The following is a 20,481-nucleotide window of genomic DNA, read 5'->3' on the forward strand; positions in this document are numbered from 1 at the left end:
TTGCCATTATAATCTATCAAGTCGTGCATACTCTCTAAGAAGTGCTTTCTTCTCAAAAGAAGTATATCCTTTAGCATTTATATCTCGAATTGAATACAGGAAAGAATAATGCTCATCGAGGGCCTTATTAACTGTCTCGTAGAGCTCTGATGATTCCTTTAGTGCGTCCATCTGTTCATTATATTTTGCTTTATTGCTCACATAGATAGCGCTGTTTATGGCTTTTCCTACAGTTCCGATACCTGGGATCTTGTTTTCGGCTGTTCTTTTACTGTTAAGGCTAAAGGTGTACACCTTTCCGTTTCTGGCAGCCAGGAAACCATGCTTGCAAAGACTGCTCATATAACTTCCGCCTGCAAAAAAAGCTAATCCCACAAAGAATAATACGGTGGCAACGATGATCATAACAATGCCAAGATCAGAAAGAGCACCCTTACTGGTTGTAAAGAGACTGATGTTAAGAATCATATAAAGCGTTGGTAAAACAGCCATTGCTGCTCCCGCTATCATCTCAATGTATGCTATAGGCATCACTCTGTCGAATAATAAAACTTTTAAATTACTTTTCATAAAATCCTCCCGATTTTTTGTTACAAAAAAATATAGAGGCCAAGGCCTCTATATCTCAAACTACTCTTTCTTCTCTAATTTTTCAATCATATTCTTTCAATATTTTCTCATACATCTCTTTAGGCAGTACTGCCTTATAATGGGAGTTGTACAAGTCCCAAAGGAAATCCGGCTCGCCACCATTTTCTTTTCCCAGTGACAGGATTATAAAGGGAACGCCAAAACACCTTACACGAAGCCTTGTATCAACGCATCCGTTTCTCATATAGAAGCCAAGGCGCCGTGTCTGTATGTCTTTTTCTTCAGCACTTTTTGCATATTGAGGATCTTCAACTTCCAGGATCACAACTTTAGCAGCAGCTAAATACTCATATAAGTGCCTGAGCAATTGACTTCCGACTCCATTATTTCTTTTATCCGGGTAGATAGCTATGTAATCGATCAGGAAGCTTTCATCCTGTTTTACGAGGAATGTATACCCAATGCACTCTCCGCCCTCAAATAATCCAAGGCATTCATATATTCCGGAATTTACTGCCTCGATTATGTTTTTTAGAGGTTTGAGCTCTGCCTTTGGGAAATCTATGACCATCCTTGTCTCATAGATCTGTTTTATCTCATCAATATTCAAAAGGTTTAATTTCACTGACAATGCTCCAGTCATATATATTGGGCGTTATATCTTTTCCCTATAGTCATTATACGCTCAAAATTGATTCCGGATTCATCCTACTCTGTTTTTATTTAAAAGATTCTCACAATTACATGGAGCATTGATAAGGGCATTATTCCTTACCGTGCAGCTTGCGTTTCTGCAGTCAATGCATCTGAATGTAGTGTGATAACAGTACATCTTTTTACAACTTGCAGAGCAAAATACTCCGCTGCCGTCTCTGGGCATAAATGATCTGCCACAGTTCATGCAGAGACGCTTATGATTAATAGCCATGAACAATAAATCCTATTCTAAAAAAATCCACTGCGTAAAAAAGCTTTGCGCAGTGTGTAAGATATTATCAGAATGGATTTTAATGGTCAACAATTTCACAAATAATTCATTTTTGCCTATTTGGGCACAATTGAGCAATAAAAGATAAGCCTTTGGGATGCTTTGTATAGGATAATACAAAGTAGCGGAAGGATTTTTTTTTGGAGGAAAGACAGCAATGGGGGCATTTAAAAGCGGAATTTACAGAAATATCTTTAAAGAAATAGGAAAAACAGATAAGGAAATTGAAGATAGGTTAAAAGAAATCGTGAAGACTTTTTTCTACGATGAAAAAGAAAGAATTTATCACGAAGCTCCGGATAAGATGGGGTATCTTACAGATACCGGCAATAACGATGCCAGAACTGAGGGAATGTCTTATGGCATGATGATGTGCGTACAGCTCAACATGAAGGAAGAATTTGACCGCATCTGGAAATGGGCAAAGACATATATGTATATGGAAGATGGCGAAAATGAGGGCTATTTTGCCTGGTCATGCCAGACTGACGGCACCAAAAACGCCTACGGCCCTGCTCCTGACGGGGAAGAGTTTTTTGCCATGGCTCTTTTCTTTGCTTCTCACAGGTGGGGTGACGGTGAAGGAATTTTTGAATATTCAAGGGAAGCTAAGGATTTGTTAAGAGCCTGCCTTCATAAGGGTGAAAATGGAAGACCTGGAACTACAATGTGGAATAAGGAAAATCATCAGATTTTGTTCGTTCCGGGGAGCCCATTTACAGACCCGTCCTATCATCTTCCTCATTTCTATGAGCTCTTTTCACTGTGGGCATATGAAGAGGACAGAGAATTCTTTAAAAAAGCTGCAGATGTCAGCAGAAAATACCTTGCAAAAGCATGCCATCCTGTTACCGGCCTTAGCTCGGAATATGCTAATTTCGATGGTTTTCCACTTGATGAGGAGCTTCCATGGGGATATTATGGTAATTTCTTTAGCGATGCATACAGAACCGCAGCAAATATCGGCATTGATGCGGTGTGGTTTGGCGATGATGAAGGGCAGCTCTCTGTTCCACTTCGCATGATGCAATTTTTCGGCACTGACCTTGAAGCAGGCAGATGTACTTACAAAGTCGATGGGACTCCGGTTGAAAAATGTGTCCTTCATCCTGTAGGCTTACTTGCCACAATCGCTCAGGGAGCGCTTACTGTTACTTATAGTGAAGAAAAGGATTCTGATTTTGAAATTGCCAAAAAATGGGTTAACTGGTTCTGGAATCAGCCCCTTAGAAAGGGCGTCCGCAGGTATTACGACAATTGCCTGTATATATTTGCTTTTTTGGCTCTTTCAGGTAATTATCGAATCTGGTAAACTGACTTTTTTGTTTTAGAATTATTTGCAAAAAAATGCTGCGCATCATTCTCGAGTAGGGGAAAATGCGCAGCTTTTTTAAATTACAAGCGTTTTTTAATTTGTTCAATTACAATCTTTAGAGCCTTTATCCTTGCATACTTTTTATCAACTGACTCAAGAACATACCATGGTGCAAATGTTGTGCTGGTCTTTTCTATCATCTCATCTATCGCGGTCTCATAGAGATCCCACTTATCACGATTTCTCCAGTCTTCGTCTGTGATCTTCCACTGTTTTTCAGGTGTATTCTGTCTGTCAGTGAAACGCTCAAGCTGTGTATCCTTGTCTATCTGCACCCAGAATTTGATTATAACTGCACCCCAATCGGAAAGCTCTTTTTCAAACTCATTGATCTCATTGTAAGCTCTTTTCCAGTCATTCTCAGAGCAGAAGCCCTCAAGCCTTTCCACCATTACTCTACCGTACCAGGTTCTGTCAAAAACGGTAATGTGCCCGGTCTTAGGTAGTCTTGTCCAGAATCTCCAGAGATAGTGCCTTGCTTTCTCATGAGGTTCCGGGCTTGCTATTGGCTCTACCACGTAATCCCTCGGATCCAGGGCTTCAGTAATTCTCTTTATATTTCCACCTTTTCCTGCCGCATCCCAGCCCTCATAAGCAATAATGACAGGGATTTTCTTTCTGTAAACCTTATTTCCAAGGTCTCTTAACTCCTTCTGGAGTTTTTCAAGCTCCTCATCATACTCCTCATCAGTCAGAACCTTGTCATCAAGGGAAATATCAGAGAGCTTTGTCACTTTCTCCATTGGGAAAGTATTCTGAAGGATAGGCACATTCATCCTCTGATTAGTCAGGGCAATATCTATCCCCTGATTCAAAAATCTCAAGACCTCAAACTCAGCCACTTTCTTATCTGTGGCATCAATAATGTACCATGGAGTTCTGGATTCATTGGTATCTTCAAGGTATCGCTCAAATACATCAAGGCAATCATCATAATTCTTGTTCTGTTTTATATCATCATTGTCAACTCTCCACTTTGTGTCCTTGCTATCAAGCAGATTATCCAGGCGCTTTTTCTGTTCTTTTTTAGAAATATGGAAAAAGAACTTCATAACAAGATATCCGTTATCGCAGAGCTGCCTCTCGAAAACATTTATCGAATTGACTTTCTTTTTATATTCTTCTTCGCCAAGCTTCCCATCAATTACTCCACTGACTACCTCATTCATCCAGCAGGTGTCATAAAATCTGAACTTTCCGGCTTCAGGGATCTCTTTTATAAACCTGTAAAGGAATGGATATCTTTTTTCCTCATCACTTGGCTGCCTGTCCATAGTAGCAACCCTGAAAAATCTGGGGTCGATATTCCTTATAACTTTACCGATCAGCGCCCCTTTTCCTGCAGCATTCCAGCCTTCAAAAATAACCATAACAGGAAGGCCAGCCTCTTTTATCTTCATCTGCAAGGCAGTCAAATGGGCTCGTTCCTCTTTGATCCGCATTTTTAGTTCATCTGCATCTGAATAATCAGGTTTAACAAAATCCTTAAGCATGGCGCACCTCCTACAAGTCACAGGGACGGTTCTTTTGTCTTGTCCATTTGTTGTTTTGTGTTTGTTATAACGATAATATATATATTTTATTGTAACAGAATATTTGTCCCCATGGTCCATTAAAATCGCAATTTATGAACAGTGCATAAATACATCTGATTAGCGGGATTTTTGGCAAAAGACTACTATTAAATGGGGTTAGTATTTATTATTGGAGGTATAGTATGAAACAAGCAATTTACTTAGTTTATGTAGCACTACCTGTTATTTTGCTATGGGGAGCGAAATTTTCAGGAAAAAGATTCAACGATGGTTTTCTGTCTCTGGAGCAGACAAAGGCCATTCAGGGATTTCTTGCAATCTGTATCATGCTCCATCACATCGCGCAGAAAACCTGTGCGTCCTGGATACAGCCGCAGACACGCATAGTTCACGGTCTGGACATGTTCGTGCCTATTGGATACCTCTTGGTATCTGTATTTCTCTTTTTCAACGGATATGGAGTCTACAAGAGCTATCACACCAAGGAAAACTATCTTGACGGCTTCATAAAAAAGCGTATCCTGCCTGTTGTTCTGGCTCTTTACACAACCACTGTGATCTTTTTTATTGCAAGGCTCCTTGTCGGAGAAAAAATGGATGCAAAGCAGGTTGTTCTTTACCTTACAAGCATACAGCTCTGTAATCCGAATACCTGGTATGTAATAGTTTTGCCGTTCTTTTATCTGGCTTTCTATTTTTCTTTTAAATTCATAAAAAAGGATGGGCTCGCAGTTCTCGCAACCACTGCATTTGTGGTACTTTACATGCTGCTAGGCACCAGAATTGACCACAATGACTATTGGATAAGGGGCGAATGGTGGTACAACTGCGTATTCTTATTCCCTGTAGGAATTATCTTTGCAAAATTTGAGGATAAGATAATCCCTCACCTTAAAAAACACTACTGGGTATATCTTGTTGCAGCACTTCTGCTCTTTTACCCGCTATATATTTATTCCGGATTTATCTGTAATATATTTGGTTACTATGGAGACAACTGGGGAGCTCCCGACACTGTTTTTAGAAGAAGGGTAAGCCTTCTATCTCAGGTATTTTTGACAACAGAATTTGTCTTCACTGTTCTGCTTACAAATATGAAAGTCGCTTTTGGAAACAAATTCCTTAAGTTCATGGGAACAATAACCTTGGAGTTCTATCTTATACACGGCCTTTATGTAGAGTTATTTGGCTGGCAGTTTGACGGCGGAGTGCCTTCTCCACACCATATTAAATACGTTTTGGTGTACGTGCTCGTAGTATTTGCTCTGGGTGTTCCATCTGCAATGCTATTAAAAAGACTCCACGGAGTAATCTTACGTAAGCCTGACGCAATTACTTCACATTCACGCAAAGCTGCTTAAAAACAAGCTCTGATAGCAAATGCTATCAGAGCTTATTTTTCATTGATTCACAAATATTAAGAAGAATCTCAACATTTTTTACCATGGAATGAATTGGAACATACTCAAATCTTCCATGTGCATTTTCGTACCCTGCTGAAAGGTTGGGGCAAGGCAAGCCTCTAAATGACAGTGCTGCTCCGTCTGTACCTCCTCGGAATGGCTCACATACCGGTTCTATTCCGGCTTTTTTTATGGCATCCTTCAAAATATCAATAAGAAATGGTGTTTCTTTTAACACTTCATGCATATTGCTGTACTGATGCGTTATTGTAAGTACCACTCTGTCCTGCCCATATTTTTCTCCTAGGTCATCTGCGCACTTTCGCAGAAAGTCTTCACGTTTACGGAAATTATCATGGTCAAAATCGCGAATGAGCAGCCTTACCTTAGCATTCTCGCAATCTCCAACGCATGAAATGACATGGTAAAAGCCTTCTGTTCCTTCAGTGAACTGTGGCTTTTCTTCCTGGGGAAGCATTCCCATCAGGTGAGATGCCATATCTACGGCATTAACCATAATTCCTTTGGCTGTTCCTGTGTGAACGCTCCTGCCTATAAACTCAAATACTGCTTCTGAAGCATTAAACGTCTCATCTTCATACCATCCAAGGTGGTCGCCGTCCAGCGTATATGCCAGTTTGGCGCCGAATCTGTTAAGATCAAGGTCTCTTGCCAATCCGCCAACTTCTTCATCCGGTGTAAAGGCCAGACTTATATCTCCATGCTCTATTTCATCGTGAGCACAAAGATACTCCGCCATGGTCATTATTGCTGCTATAGAGGCCTTATCATCCCCTCCAAGGAGCGTCGTTCCATCTGTCAAAATAAGCTCCTGCCCAATATACTGCTGCAAATTCGGATAATCTGCAGCCCGCATCACTATATGCTTATCCTTATTAAGAACGATGTCCCCGCCATCATATTTTTCCAAAACCCAGGGATTAACGCCTGTGCCACTGGCATCAGGAGCGGTGTCCATATGCGCTATAAATCCAATGGCCGTTCCTTTACTATCTGCTGAATTAGAAGGTATCCTGCCGTATACTACGCACCTTTCCTCATCAAAAAACACATCGGAAACACCAATTTTTATCAGCTCTTCTTTCAAAACGTACGCAAGATTTTTTTGCTTATCAGTCGTTGGCCAATGACCTGCAAAAGGCTGCGACTGAGTATCGATTCTTGCGTAGCGCATCATTCTTTCTTTTACCTGTTCATATATATCACTGTAATTCATAATGTGGATTTCCTTTCAATATGTCATACCTCAATTACAAGATTCCATCTATGTTGGGTATCATATCTGCTCCAATATTAGAAATTGTATCCAGAGAATAATCCTTAGCTTTATTAAGCAGAGTCTGTTGCACAACCTTATCAACAAATCTTCCATTACCAAAATCTGGCACTTTACAATAATAATCAAATATCTCTTTCAACTTTTCTTTTGCCCTTTCTTCAACGACAAAACCATATGAAGTCAGCTTTTTCTCATAGATTGCAATAAGATCTTCTGGTGAATAATCAGCAAAATCAAAGGTGTATCCTATTCTTGAGGCTATCCCTGAATTTTTTCCAATAAACTCCTTCATCTCTTTCTTATAGCCTGCGAATATCACAACAAGGCTGTCCTTATAGTCTTCCATTTCTTTTATAAGAGTTGAAAGAGCTTCATTTCCAAAAGAATCATTCTCACCACAAAGTGCATATGCCTCATCTATAAACAATACTCCACCTTTGGCGCTTTCTATAACATCTTTGGTTTTTATCGCTGTTTGCCCGACATATCCGGCAACAAGGCCACTTCTGTCAGTCTCAACAACCTTGTTTTCCATGATGATACCCATATCATAAAGCATCTTAGCTATGATTCTGGCTACCGTAGTTTTTCCAGTCCCCGGATTACCTGTAAACATCATGTGCATAGAAAAATCCGGAATCTTAAGCCCATAGTTTTTGGCATCCACTGAAAACTTGACCATAGATTCAAACTCTTTAATCTTTTCTTTTACGTTTGTAAGACCAACTATATTATCAAGGTTTATACCATTATCTTTTTTAATGGTTGTATTGTTCATTTCAGCAACTGATGGTATATCTTCTTTCTTAATGATAAAAATATCATCTTCATCATATTGTTTGGAATGCTTTGTAAGAGTATCTTGAAACATCTTGGCTACAAATCTTCCATTGCCGAAATTATCCCTCTTTGAATAATATTCAAGTACTGTTTTTACTGATTTTTCTGCAGATTTCTCAAGTTCAAAACCGGATCTTTTCACTAGTGAAGAATACATATTGAATAACTCATTCACAGAATAGTCCTCAAATTCAAATCTATATCCGATTCGTGATTGAATTCCGGGATTAATCTGTTCAAATCTACGCATCTCATCCTTATATCCGGCAAAAATCACTATCAAATCTCCCTTGTGATCTTCCATTGCTTTTATAAGAGTTGATATGGCTTCAGCTCCAAAATCATTTCCAGAATCAGTTTGGGCAAGCGAATATGCTTCATCAATAAAAAGAATTCCATTCAAAGCGCGCTCAATTACTTCACCTGTCTTTATTGCAGTTTTTCCAATGTACTCGCCAACAAGATCCTTTCGTTCTGCCTCAACAAGCTTTCGTTCCTTTATCATGCCGATGTCATACAGAAGGTCTACCATTATTCTGGCAATTGTAGTTTTTCCTGTTCCGGGATTTCCTGTAAAGATCATATGCATATTGGAATCCGGAATATGAATGACATTTGATTTTTCTTCAGCGTTCTTCTTGAAAGAAACATATTTAGCAAACTCTTTTATCTTTACCTTTACATTTTCCATTCCGATGATTTCTTTAAGCTGTTCATCATATGGCTTATGCTCACTCTGGTCTGATGAAAGAAGACTTTCCTCAGAAGGAATGTCAATTACATCAATAGTCCCCACTGATTCTGCATTATACTCATGTTCTGACCTGTTTATGATCGTTTGCTGAATGACTTTATCTATAAATCTTCCATTACCGAAATTTTTGCGCTTGCTAAAAGACTGTGCCAGCTTATTAACCATATCATGAACACCATCTGCACATGAGTATCCGGCCACTTTCATCTTCATATCAAAAATTTGCGCCAGTTCCTCAGGACTGTAATCATCAAAAGTAAATTTATAGCCTATTCTTGATGCTATACCTGAATTAATGTTAAGGAACTGTTGCATTTCTTTTGGGTAACCGGCCAGAATTACAACCAATTTATCCTTTTGATCTTCCATTGCCTTTATAAGCGTAGCAACAACTTCTTTTCCAAAATCATCGTCACCAATAGCATATGCTTCGTCTATAAAAAGAATTCCTCCCAAGGATTCTTCAATTTTTGATGAGGTTCTTGGTCCTGACTGCCCAATATACTCGCCCTTTAAGTCTTTTCCTTCTACCTCTACAACCTTGTTTTCTTCAATGATACCTATTTCAAACAGGATCTGACCAATGGCTCTTGCCATCATGGTTTTTCCGGTGCCGGGATTACCTGTAAAAAGCATGTGTAAACTACAGTTTGGAACAACTATACCAGCATTATCAGCATACTTTTTATACATGGCAAATTTCTTGAAAGCTTCAACCTGTTTTTTGACATTATCCATACCAATAACCTGTGATAATATCTCATCAGCAGACTTGCCACTATGCATTTCCAAGCTCTCAAACATTTTATTAACGTCATGATGAGTATTTGCAAAGTTAGCCAAAAATGCAGATAACTGGTTATTTTTCAAAGGAAGAAGTTTTCTGTTTCTGTTGTAATAATCTATAAATTTATCTTTATAACCCTGATCATCATTAACAAGCTGTCGAAGGTCTTTTTGCAAACCTTTACTAAAATCTGCAAAAACTTCCTCTCCTGAATAAGAATCTATTGTGATAATGGTACTTTCAAACAAATATTTTATCTGTGGATACATAGAAAAAAGCTTGTCAACATACTTTTTTTCATCAACTATGATGATATAAGTATCTTTTCTATACTGTCCAAGCATTTCTACCATGTGTGATACATCTGAGTTATCTCCGGGGACACTTTTTTCGCACTTTACAAGGAATTCTCTTAAGCCGGTTAATATGTATACCCAGTTCTTCTTGAAATGAACCTTCACTGCAAATTTATCCTCATGATAAAAATCATTACCTACATGAGGAGGATAATCTCTGCTAACGTCTATGGAAGACATGCCAAGGTCACCAGCAACTCCTGCTTGTTCAGCCGCTGCGGCAGCTACCGGTATTTCTTTGAAAGCAATACCGGTATGACTTATCTGCTTTGAAGCAAGCTCAAAAGAAACTATATTATCCATTTCATTAAAGCTTGTTATTTTGCCAACGTTTTTGAGTTTTTGCGCTATTGCACCAGCCCTTTTTAATCTTCCTGTTCCATCTTCTCCCTGAATGACACAATACAAACTTTTGCAGTCCGGGTTCGCTATGACCTTATCAACTAAGTCAGCATCTAATACATCAAGTATCGCATTTAGTTTTTTTTCTCTTCTTTCCCAATTTGAATAAAGCTTTTTTTCAAAGTCATATAGATTATTTGTCTTGTCGAGATAGTCTATATAAGCTGCTAAACCTAATATCTTCGTAACCCCGCTTTGTTCGGCTTCTTTGTCAAAAATCCTAGCTGACGATGGTAAAAAATCCCATGTAGCGAATTGAGTTTTAGAAATAGAATCTTTTTTTATATACTCTGAAACTTTATCAAAATCTAAATTCACCAGATCAAGAGCAACAAAAATCCTAAAGAAATTATTACCATTTTTATCTTTTTGGAAATAAGGATTCATGCCAGCATAATTTCTCTTTTGAATTTCACGTGCCGTTTCCCATTGTTCTTTTGATACGCTCATGTAAATATCTAGAGGAATAGAAAAATCAAATTCTCTTTCATCCAAATGATGGAGCATATGAAACTCTGTTCTATATCTATTTCTATAGTATTCAACTAAATTACCATTTCCTGACTTATATAGATAAAAGATATATGCAGCACTTATTATAAGTCCATAATAATCCCACTCATAACTTGGCGAATACTCATCTGCATCTTCCAGATTTACCATAAACTCATTTTCCAATTCATCTTCATGAAAGTAATTAATATGTTCATGGATATATCCAATAAAATAATTTTCAGGTATTTTCTTTCCTTCTTCACCAACAGCAAAAGAGCTTAATATTCTGATTTGTGAATTATCATAGAGATTAGGATCAACCCATATTTGATTACTTCTAAACATTTCATAAGCAAGATTAAATGTTGAATCGCTTATATCCATGAGCCCGCCATAGGGGGCCCATGTAAAATTAAATATTCCGTTTGGTTTACGAAAATCTATTGCCATCTTTTTTCTCCATTCAGTTATTCTTTAAATGTTTTGATAATTCTTCATCCTCGCAATATATATAGCATTTTTCTGTAGCTCTTGTTAAAAGCACACGATATATATTCAAAATAAGATCATCTTTTTTGGCTTTTAGTTCACTATTTATAACTACTCTATTTGCAGATTTATCAAAACTTAAAATGTTTCCGACAATAACTATAGTTTGCTCAAATTCTATACCTTGAACATCATAGATATTTGTAACTTTTCCACCTGAAATATCCTCATCTCTTGCAGTCCAGTCAAGTTCAAGATTATTTTGACCATTGCCTACAACTACTTTATCCTGATTTTTTTCTTTATAAGACAAAATCGGATACCCTTTGGAAATACACTTTTTCAGCGCTTCAATACTTGAAATTACTTCTACCCCAAAATCCAACTCAGTATGCCTTAGAATGAACTTTTTCGATATATCTTCGCTGAGCATGCAATCCAGCCATGAAAGATACCCATCATCCTGATTACATCTAAACTGAGATACCAAAGACTCAAACATAACTTTGTCAGTAGGCGTATCCCCAACAATATATTTCTTATCCACATCTAGACTTTCTTGGATCATTTGCCTATTGTCCACCAAGAATATAGCCAACTTACAACTATTCTGAACTCCCTGAAGGATAGTATCTGGCGCCCCTTCTTCCTTTTTATCCTTTTTAAGCAAATTTCTATGAGATTCATCAATGATAAGAATGTCCGATTTCACAGGCTCAGCTTTTTTACCATAATCAAATACCCACTCAATAGCGTCCAATGAATCAAGCCATTTCTCGAATTGCTTTTTGGGACCTTTATTGGTCAAAAGAAATCTGGCTGTTTTATTATGTTCCCTTGCATAAGCTAGCAGGAATAATCCAAGTACTGTTTTTCCGCTCCCTGGACCTCCTTCAATGATAACCTTTTCTATTTGTGACTCATCTAAAGCATCAATTATTCCTGTAATACTCTTAAACACTTCTTTCTGCTCATGGCGCAGTTTTATCAGCTCATTTCTATTATGGTTCAGAACCAGGTCACGAGCCATGTTTTCATCCATTTTGCTTGTAACATTTCCTTGTTTAAGAAGACGCAGCACCTGACCTTTATCACCTTTAGTAAGAGTCCTACTTATATCTTTTCTTAACCTGTTAATTTCCCCGCAACAATATGTCTTTACCTTTGTATATTTTTGAATATTATTCTTCTTAACATACTCTTGATACTTTTCTTGAAGCGTAGATTCCATATTATCTCTGTTCAGGTTGTGAAGGTAAGCGCAAGGAATAAGCTCTATTCCGTTTTTACCATGAACATTATTATTGTTCTTTTCTATATCTCTGCAATAATCGCTAACCTGAACAAGTGGATTATCCTTTGGGTATTTTTTTGCTTCTTTTACAAAAGGAACTTTAAAACCATCTTTCGTATTATTAACGCTGCTCCATTGTTTTAGCTCAAAAAGCATCACAGTCTTTTTCTTATCATGCAAACCACTGAGAACAAAATCCACCCTGCGATAATTATCTGTATTAAGAATCATTTCCAATCCCACAGTTAAATCATCAGGAATAGAGTTATGGTTTAATACAATATACATATATGCAAGGGAGTTCACCCAAGAAGCTTTCTCCCCTGCAGACACCTCCCATTTCTTATCAAGTAAACTGGCGTATGAGTTTATAAATCTCTCTAACCACTCTACCAAGTCGCCATTTTCAAAATCCTTTAAAAACTGTTTTTTGGATCTCATATATGAAAACATGCTAGTTCTTCCTCCTTTAGTTAAATCATTTACTTATTTGTGCTTGTAATTTTTTATATGTCTCAAGGTACAATTCAGGATATTTACAGTAATAGTATATAAGCCTCGCCGTTTCTATGGCATATTGATAGCATTGAGACTTATAAAAAAGGTGCTTTATCTTAGCAAGATTTTCTGTTTGAAAATATGAAATATTGTGATGATACATGTAACTTTTTTCATTTTCATTGATTGTATATTTTCCATGGATTACTTTTTCTGCGATAGAATCGATATCTTCGCGTAAAACATCAGAATCTGTTAAAATATCATATACATCTTCTACGAAAGCAACAGGTCTGTCTTTAATATCGTTTATATTATAATAATTCAAATAGTAACCTTCTGCATTAAAATCCCATGTTCCTTCACCGTGCATAAGACCTATAATGCGTGACAGATTATCTAAGTCAATTCTACCATTTTTCTCATAAACGCTTTTTAATATACCTCTTGCACTGAAGTTTTTAAATTCAGGAAGCACTGCAAGAAGATCTTCTCCAGCTATAGGACATAAATCTTTGTAATTCTCATCCTGCATACATCTGGCAAAAAAGTCTTCTATCATCTCAGATTTTGTATCCATACAATAATAGTAATTATCATTTGTCTTCATTTGTAATGCATAAAGAAGTTCTACATTGATAGAGTTATGGATTTTGACTTTTGGATCATTTATATGTATTCTTCGCCCCGCGGGTAAATTTAGATCTATGATTGGGTTATCCTTTTCAAAGAACATCTTTGCTTTAAAGTTTTCCTCTCCTGCTTCCATAGGATTAAAACTTGTTATTTCAAGCAAAAAGGCCATAAAAGAAGATCCAACAGGGCCTCTAAAGCCCTTGTTGAACCTCAGTTTTCCGTCCTTATCAGCATTTTTTAGTTCTTCATAGAGATTTAAAAATGTATCTGTCAGACCTTTATCAACTATAAGATTCAGTTCTTCATAAATCCTGGTGCTTATACGTGATGGTATGCTTGCTCCGTATATTTCCTGTGCTTTATTAAATGCAATATTTGCGAGTTCCTTGTCTCTTTCATTATATTTTGGCGATATCCCAAGGATTGCAGCCTTTTTATTCATATTCATATTTTTCCTCCTTTTCCTACATATCTACATCATTTTGTAATTCTTTATTTTGTATGTTGGTCATATAGTTTAAAGATGTGCTATATGGTCTTACTTTATTTACCAATACAGCTCTTTCTCCTGCTCTTATAAGATAAGCTTTATTTCTTGGCATACTCAGTATCGTCTCCGGAACCTTTCCAGCTCTTGTTCCGATAAACTCAGCAGTATCCATGTCCTGACATCCAAGATAAAGAATATGATCACAATTATTTAATATGGTCTTGCTTGCTGCTTTATCATACATTGACTCCAACTGGCTTAATGACTGAGCAATAATACTTACATATATATCTCTGGATCTCACAACCGATATTATTTTGTCAAAATCCGGTATTTTGGTTCCTGACGCAAAGTCATCCATAAAAATCCTTACAGGTACCTTGCATTTTCCACCTTCACTTTTGTCTGCTTCAGCGCACAGAATCTGCAATGTCTGCGTATAGAAGATATTGGCCAAAACGTCAAAATATCTGTCTGTATCACTGATATTTAAAAAGACAGCCGTTTTTCTTTTGCCAAGAGTCTTTATATCAAAGCTATCCCGAGCTGCAAATATTGATTTTGCCTCACTAAAATCGAAGGGTTCCAATGCGATATTCACAAATCCAAGTATGCTTGACCACATTTTGTCCGCAGATTGTATAGACATGATCTGCTTGTATCTTTTTGCAATAAAAGAATCCGGATGCTGATCGACATAATCAAGAACGTATAGTTCATTTACTTTAGAACAAAAATCTCTATGAAGAGCGCAGACCTGAACCATGTTTTGTTTCTCTATTGGCTGCGTTTCAAGACATAGTCCAATAATGAAAGCCAGGTAATTCGCAGCAGATATTTCCCAGAAAGGCTCAGTAATATCAAGCTTTGGAACAATGGTTTTAGCCAAAGATATTACATCTTTTTCACTATAGCTTCCATCCGGATATCTTCTTATGGCAGAAAGTGGATTATATCCATAAGAATCCTCAGGATTTGCAAAGTCTATCTTATAAACGTCATATCCCCTTTTTTCAAGTTCATGAGCAAAGCCTTTGAATAATTGATTTTTTGTATCGGTAACAACGAAGCTTGATTCTATTCTCTGAATATTTGGTATAACATATCCTCCTGTTTTTCCTGAGCCTGAGCTGCCAATTATAATGTCATTATTATTTAGCCCTGTAATTTTCGTGTTGTTTGATATGCATATTCCATCAGCCAAAATACGGCTTCCGTATCTTTTTTCATCGCTTATATATTTCCTCATTTTTTCACATCCTTTCAAATAATTTCAGTAGCAAGCCCAAATTCAAGGGCTTCGCCAGCGTCATAGTACGTATCATTTGCTGTAACCTCATAGATTTCATCTACTGTTTTTCCTGTCTTTTCGGCTATGATTTCAGCCAGTGCTTTCTTGCATTTATTAAGATCATCAAGCTCTGACTGTATCTCATGCGGTTTCTTTCCACCCATATCATGATTCTCGCCGAAAGCAGGGTCATGGATCATAATTTTCCCATGCTTCATGATTTGTCTTTTTGTACCTGCAAGAAACAGTATTGCTCCCATGCTTGCACATGTACCGATGCATACCGTTTTTACAGGAGATTTTAATTTCGATATCACATCATAAACCGCGAGTCCGTCGCCAACAGTGCCGCCTGGGCTGTTAATGTATATAGTTATTTCAGCTTTTCCATCACCATCCAGGTAAAAGAGCTGCTTTATCATTTGTCCCATGCTTTCTGTTGTGACAGTTCCTGTCAAAAAGAGCTCTCTCCTTTTCAAAAATTCGTCTTCTATAGGCACAAGATCTATTCCTCTTGAAGACTCATGTATGATATTTGACATTTTATTTTTCCTCCAATCCGATCATGTATTTATTTTCTATATCTTTTGAATTAAATCTTTCAGGATATGCCAACATAAGACTGTCAATCATAATTCGTTTCAGGAACATATATGCCCCTATCACCTTATCCTCAAACTCACCAATGTCTGTTCTATATGGTGTCCATGGAGATAATATTTCACCTTCGCAACGATACAGCAGTACAAAGATGCTTGTATCAGGACCTGATTTTGGATACCTTTTCCTAATATTTGTTATCACTTCCTTATATTCATTCAGAAGTCTTTTGTCACATTTCTCATTTTCAAGAATCCTGTAAAAATCCTTTATAGTTAAGCCAAGTAATATCTTTACAGGTATCTCATTTTTGGACATTTTTATAAGAAGCTGTTCAGTTCTTAATAATGCACTATAATAAAACCACTTATAGAACTCTTCATTTGAGTCTTTAAGTGGTTCTAATAATGTGATGAATTCAGTAAAGCTCATTGTTTTCTTTTGAGACTCACTGAGCCCATATTTTTCAGCTATTACATCCATCACATCCGAGAAATTAAGCACAGTTTCCTGCTTGGGACAATATACTTTAACAGCTTCATACGTAGTGTCCATAAAATTTTGAACCAACTGTCGTATTCGCTCATCTGTTAACTGATTTCTTTTTTCACTTCCTAAATATGCTTTTGATACCTCCTCAATATGCTTATTCATTTCTTCATTTGAAATTGTTTTCTCCATTCTTTCCTCCTAGTTTTACTGGTTTAAATACTTTCGTGTCAGAGCATCTGTATCTATGGCCTCAGGATATGTAATCATAAAGCTATCTATAAATAGCCTATGCATAACCTCATAAGTCATGATCGTACGCCTCATAAAATCCGTTATGCTACTTCTATGTGGCAGCCACGGTCTAAGAACTGTGTTATTGAAAAACATAATTACATCAATAAGCTTGGTGTCCTTATTTATTTCATTTTTTGTTATGTTCTCTTTAAAAAATCTAAGAATATTGTCACATTCTTCTGAAACTGCCTTATTATCGTTTTCTAAAATCTCATAGAATTCTTTTATTGATAAACGTGTGAAAATTCTGAGCGTGGTATTACGATTTGAGGCCTCAGCTATAAATTCCAGCAGATCTAAAAGAAGCTGATAATGGCTCCAATAGTACAAATATCTGTCTTGATCATTTTTACTGCTTCCTGCATCTCTTTCGCACAGTCCATTCATAAACTGTACTAATTCCATAAAACTACACGTATCAAAGCCGCCCTTCGCAACAGAATACTTATTTGCCAATGCGTTTAGCACTTCTCCGTATTCTTTGGCTAGAGAGCTGTCTTCCTTTATGTCATTAAAAGTCATGTTCATAAAACTATGGACAATTTCTTTTTTTCGTTCTTTACTTAGTGTTTCTGTCATTGCCTTCTCCTTTATTTTTTATTAAAATCTCATGTTTCTTTTGACACATAATAAAACTCCGTCCAACGCTTTTTTGCATCAGACGGAGCTTCATCGTTTCCTTATTCATTTTTCTTCATTTCCTTATAAGCATGGTCTCCTTTCGTATTAGATATTTGTGATAAATCCTAGAGGTAATTCTTCCAAAAATAATACCGCGACCTTTAGGTCGAAAAAAAATTTTTATCTGAGAATCTTAGAGGCGGCAGATGCCGACTGCTATCTCTTCGCCCATACCCCTTCGATTCTCTCATAAATAAAACCGAAGCCCCGGAAGGGGCTAAAACTTGCAATGATTTACATGCGTAAGCATGTTCTTTTTTTTATTTTTTATCATTGCTCATATAAATAAAGTGATACTCCGAGCTTTAGCTCGGCATACTTAATGCTTTTTGTATCACATGCATGATTTTTTTAGAAATGCTGACACTTCAGTATTAGAGCTACATTTACATAATAGCAAGTGACAAATTTTCACTTTAAATTGTCGCCATTATTAATCACTAATTTGAACTACTATGCCCCCAAATACTCCAGCTGTTCCGTCAACATAGCCATATAACCTGTTTCTTTTATTCAAATCCCGCTCTTGGACTTTTGAATACCCATAGCCGGCTATATAGCCCTCTTTAATGAACGCCTTCATTATTTCATCAATTCGAGCAAACACGCGTTTTTGTGATACTTTCCCACTACTATTAACATATTCTGCTATATCCAGTTCTTTTATCATAGTATCGAAGCTGATCGCATTATTAAAATTTCTTCCAGCCTTTCTTAAGAACATTATTCTAAACAGTAAATAGTACTCAATTTCAAGCCATTCTCTTGTCATTGGAACTAGTCTTTTTCCATTCTCATTCTTAAGATCAATATCCTCCAAAGGTATAGTGAGCCACTGTCCTTTCGCTGATTTTTCAGCGTTTCTATAATAAAATGGCTTATTATAGTAATCATCATCCTTTTTATATTCAAGAACATAAAAATAGCCATTCTTCCTTTTTTCAAGCGGCATATCACATAAAAATTTTTCTTTTACAATGTTATCCAGATATACAATTCTTTGTCTTTTGGCAGTTTCCTTTGTTTTTTTACTCTTATAACATAAAGAAGTACTCTGAAGTTTTCTAATGCTATCTTCTATATCTTTCCTTATAGATGCTCTTACCGGTGCACTCTCATACCCTGCAAGTACCTGAAGCACAGTACGGGATGAAAAAACTGACATTCCGGATCTTTTGATCGAATAAATAGCATCCATGACCATTAAGTCAAAAAAAGTCAATTTATCTTCCACGTCTATTTGATAGGAATTATCTACTATTTCACCGCTTGTCAGTCTCTCAGAAAAAACACCTGAGTCAACGTGTCCTCTTCTTAGTTCTCTGGCAAAATGTGTATTATTTATATATAAATAAGCAGGCCCAGTTTTCATTAACCTCTTATGCCATAGCTTCGCTTTTGGATTATCAGGAAGCTGTGGCTCAAAATTTTTGAAGTAATCTTCAAGAAAACCTGCTTTATCATTGCTCTTAGTGTATAAGCAGAGTTGTTCCAGTCTCTTACGTGCTAGTTCCTGTACGTAATCCCTTAGCTCATCTGAACTGTCTCTGCCCATATTTTGTATAAAAGCTTTTTCAATAACATCAACAGCGCCCTTTGTGTTATATAAAATGCAGTCACAGCGCTCTGTGTCTTTCATTCGTGCTCCGCGCCCTGCTTCCTGGTAATAATTTTCTATGTTCAAGGGAAGATCATAATGGATAACATAAGTTACATCACGTCCTTTCCTTTTATCTATCCCCATTCCAAAAGCACTGGTTGCAACTACAATATCCACTTCATCGTCTTCAAATTGACGCAACACTTCAATATGCTCTTTATTTAGCTTATTTATACTATCCCAATCCGGTTCCTGCTCAGCATTTTGTTCCTCTTGCTTCAAGCCATGATACTTAGCTACCTTATACCCCTTTTCTTTAAGATAGTCATAGATAAGTTCAACTCTGATTATAGTCGTGCAATAGATTATTCCCAGCTCACCCGGATGACTATCTACGTCTTTTAATAACTGCTTTTTTCTACTGCGCTCAGTACTTTTATTATCAAAATTTATCACCTTAAAATGTAGCTTTTTTCGCTGCTCATCAGTAATTAGTGCTCCTTCCGGCAAATTCAGGTGGAGCATATCCTTTATGTCAGAAACCACCCTTTTCACCGCTGTTGCAGTAAATGCTGCAATAATAGGCCTATCATGGATGTTTCTATAAAAATCAGGAATCTGGGAATACTTTTCTCTAAAATCATACCCCCACATAGACACGCAGTGAGCTTCATCCACTACGATCATTGAAATCTTTTTGGAAAGAATATATTGTTGAAAAGAATCATAAAAAAGACGTTCCGGAGATACATAGATAAGCTTTGCTATCCTCTTTGTATCATATAATTCTCTATCAATTTCTTTCTGAGTTTTCTCACTGTTTATATAAGTCGCCCTTACATCATTGATTCCCTGTTCTTTCAATGTCATGTTTAATGAATCACACTGGTTACTCATAAGAGCATTTATCGGAGTTATTATAAGTGTTATTCCATCAAAAAGAAGCGCCGGTAATTGATAACACAAACTTTTACCTGCGCCAGTAGGCATTATTGCCAGAACATCCTCACCATGCAGAATTTTATTAATTATCTGTTTTTGGCTGCCCTGGAATTCATCATATCCAAAATACTTTTTTAAGGCCTCTTCTGCTCTCAGATTTATCTTGTAATCAATACTATGTCTGGTTTTTTTCTTTGATTTCTTCAGAGCTTCAGGCTTACTTACATTCTCTAGAGTTTTTTTACCTATTTTGACTCTAGGCATTATGCTCTAACCTCTCATATTTTCAAACAAATTGTGGACCTTGCCAGCTCTTTACTTTTCTGGCTATTCTCTTTATTATATTCT

Annotated in this window: 15 protein-coding genes; 2 read left to right on the top strand and 13 right to left on the bottom strand. The window is 36.8% G+C overall.

Translation table 11 applies throughout. The features are described 5' to 3' along the window. Positions 1-6 precede the first annotated feature (6 nt). From G585_RS0109945 to G585_RS19370, 3 genes are all read right to left on the bottom strand, one after another. Entirely contained in the window at positions 7-570 is a 564-nt protein-coding gene (locus G585_RS0109945) for a hypothetical protein (RefSeq protein ID WP_022774724.1), read from the bottom strand. 82 nt (positions 571-652) lie between these two features. Continuing rightward, complete coding sequence (locus tag G585_RS18950) at positions 653-1,216, bottom strand: GNAT family N-acetyltransferase (protein WP_022774725.1); 564 nt, start codon at positions 1,214-1,216, stop codon at positions 653-655. Positions 1,217-1,294: 78 nt separating this feature from the next. Further along, positions 1,295-1,519 (bottom strand): hypothetical protein, encoded by a 225-nt coding sequence (locus G585_RS19370; protein WP_081644813.1) that lies wholly within the window; start codon positions 1,517-1,519, stop codon positions 1,295-1,297. 217 nt (positions 1,520-1,736) lie between these two features. Between G585_RS19370 and G585_RS0109955 the strand changes: the two genes are divergently transcribed. Next, a complete protein-coding gene (locus G585_RS0109955; RefSeq protein ID WP_022774727.1) occupies positions 1,737-2,891 on the top strand; it encodes a glycosyl hydrolase family 8 in 1,155 nt (384 codons plus the stop codon). 83 nt (positions 2,892-2,974) lie between these two features. Here the strand turns inward: G585_RS0109955 and pap are convergent, their stop codons facing one another. Further along, positions 2,975-4,447 (bottom strand): polyphosphate:AMP phosphotransferase, encoded by a 1,473-nt coding sequence (gene pap, locus G585_RS0109960; RefSeq protein WP_022774728.1) that lies wholly within the window; start codon positions 4,445-4,447, stop codon positions 2,975-2,977. Between the two features lie 224 nt (positions 4,448-4,671). On the opposite strand from pap, the gene G585_RS0109965 reads away from it, so the two are divergent. Further along, a complete protein-coding gene (locus G585_RS0109965) occupies positions 4,672-5,850 on the top strand; it encodes an acyltransferase family protein (protein WP_022774730.1) in 1,179 nt (392 codons plus the stop codon). Between the two features lie 25 nt (positions 5,851-5,875). Here G585_RS0109965 and pepT read toward each other — a convergent pair whose 3' ends face one another. From pepT to G585_RS18960, 9 genes are all read right to left on the bottom strand, one after another. Next, positions 5,876-7,129, bottom strand: a complete 1,254-nt coding sequence (gene pepT / locus G585_RS0109970; protein WP_022774731.1) for a peptidase T — start codon at positions 7,127-7,129, stop codon at positions 5,876-5,878. A gap of 34 nt (positions 7,130-7,163) precedes the next feature. Next, positions 7,164-11,276, bottom strand: a complete 4,113-nt coding sequence (locus G585_RS18955; protein WP_022774732.1) for an AAA family ATPase — start codon at positions 11,274-11,276, stop codon at positions 7,164-7,166. Positions 11,277-11,289: 13 nt separating this feature from the next. Next, the gene (locus tag G585_RS0109980) at positions 11,290-13,062 is read right to left on the bottom strand and encodes a DNA/RNA helicase domain-containing protein (protein ID WP_022774734.1); all 1,773 of its coding nucleotides are present in this window, start codon (positions 13,060-13,062) and stop codon (positions 11,290-11,292) included. A 25-nt stretch (positions 13,063-13,087) separates the two neighbouring features. Continuing rightward, positions 13,088-14,191, bottom strand: a complete 1,104-nt coding sequence (locus G585_RS0109985; protein ID WP_022774735.1) for a hypothetical protein — start codon at positions 14,189-14,191, stop codon at positions 13,088-13,090. Between the two features lie 16 nt (positions 14,192-14,207). Beyond that, positions 14,208-15,482, bottom strand: coding sequence for a VirD4-like conjugal transfer protein, CD1115 family (locus G585_RS0109990; RefSeq protein ID WP_022774737.1), 1,275 nt, complete (start codon positions 15,480-15,482; stop codon positions 14,208-14,210). Between the two features lie 14 nt (positions 15,483-15,496). Next, positions 15,497-16,066 carry an ATP-dependent Clp protease proteolytic subunit gene (locus tag G585_RS0109995; protein ID WP_034481924.1) on the bottom strand — a complete coding sequence of 190 codons (570 nt, stop codon included), beginning with the start codon at positions 16,064-16,066 and terminating at the stop codon, positions 15,497-15,499. Between the two features lies 1 nt (position 16,067). Further along, complete coding sequence (locus tag G585_RS0110000; protein WP_022774738.1) at positions 16,068-16,805, bottom strand: hypothetical protein; 738 nt, start codon at positions 16,803-16,805, stop codon at positions 16,068-16,070. 15 nt (positions 16,806-16,820) lie between these two features. Beyond that, a complete protein-coding gene (locus G585_RS0110005; RefSeq protein ID WP_022774740.1) occupies positions 16,821-17,489 on the bottom strand; it encodes a hypothetical protein in 669 nt (222 codons plus the stop codon). 535 nt (positions 17,490-18,024) lie between these two features. Continuing rightward, a complete protein-coding gene (locus G585_RS18960; RefSeq protein ID WP_022774742.1) occupies positions 18,025-20,397 on the bottom strand; it encodes a RecQ family ATP-dependent DNA helicase in 2,373 nt (790 codons plus the stop codon). Positions 20,398-20,481: the final 84 nt, after the last annotated feature.

The sequence above is a fragment of the Butyrivibrio sp. AE2015 genome, from assembly GCF_000420825.1.
GTDB lineage: Bacteria > Bacillota > Clostridia > Lachnospirales > Lachnospiraceae > Butyrivibrio.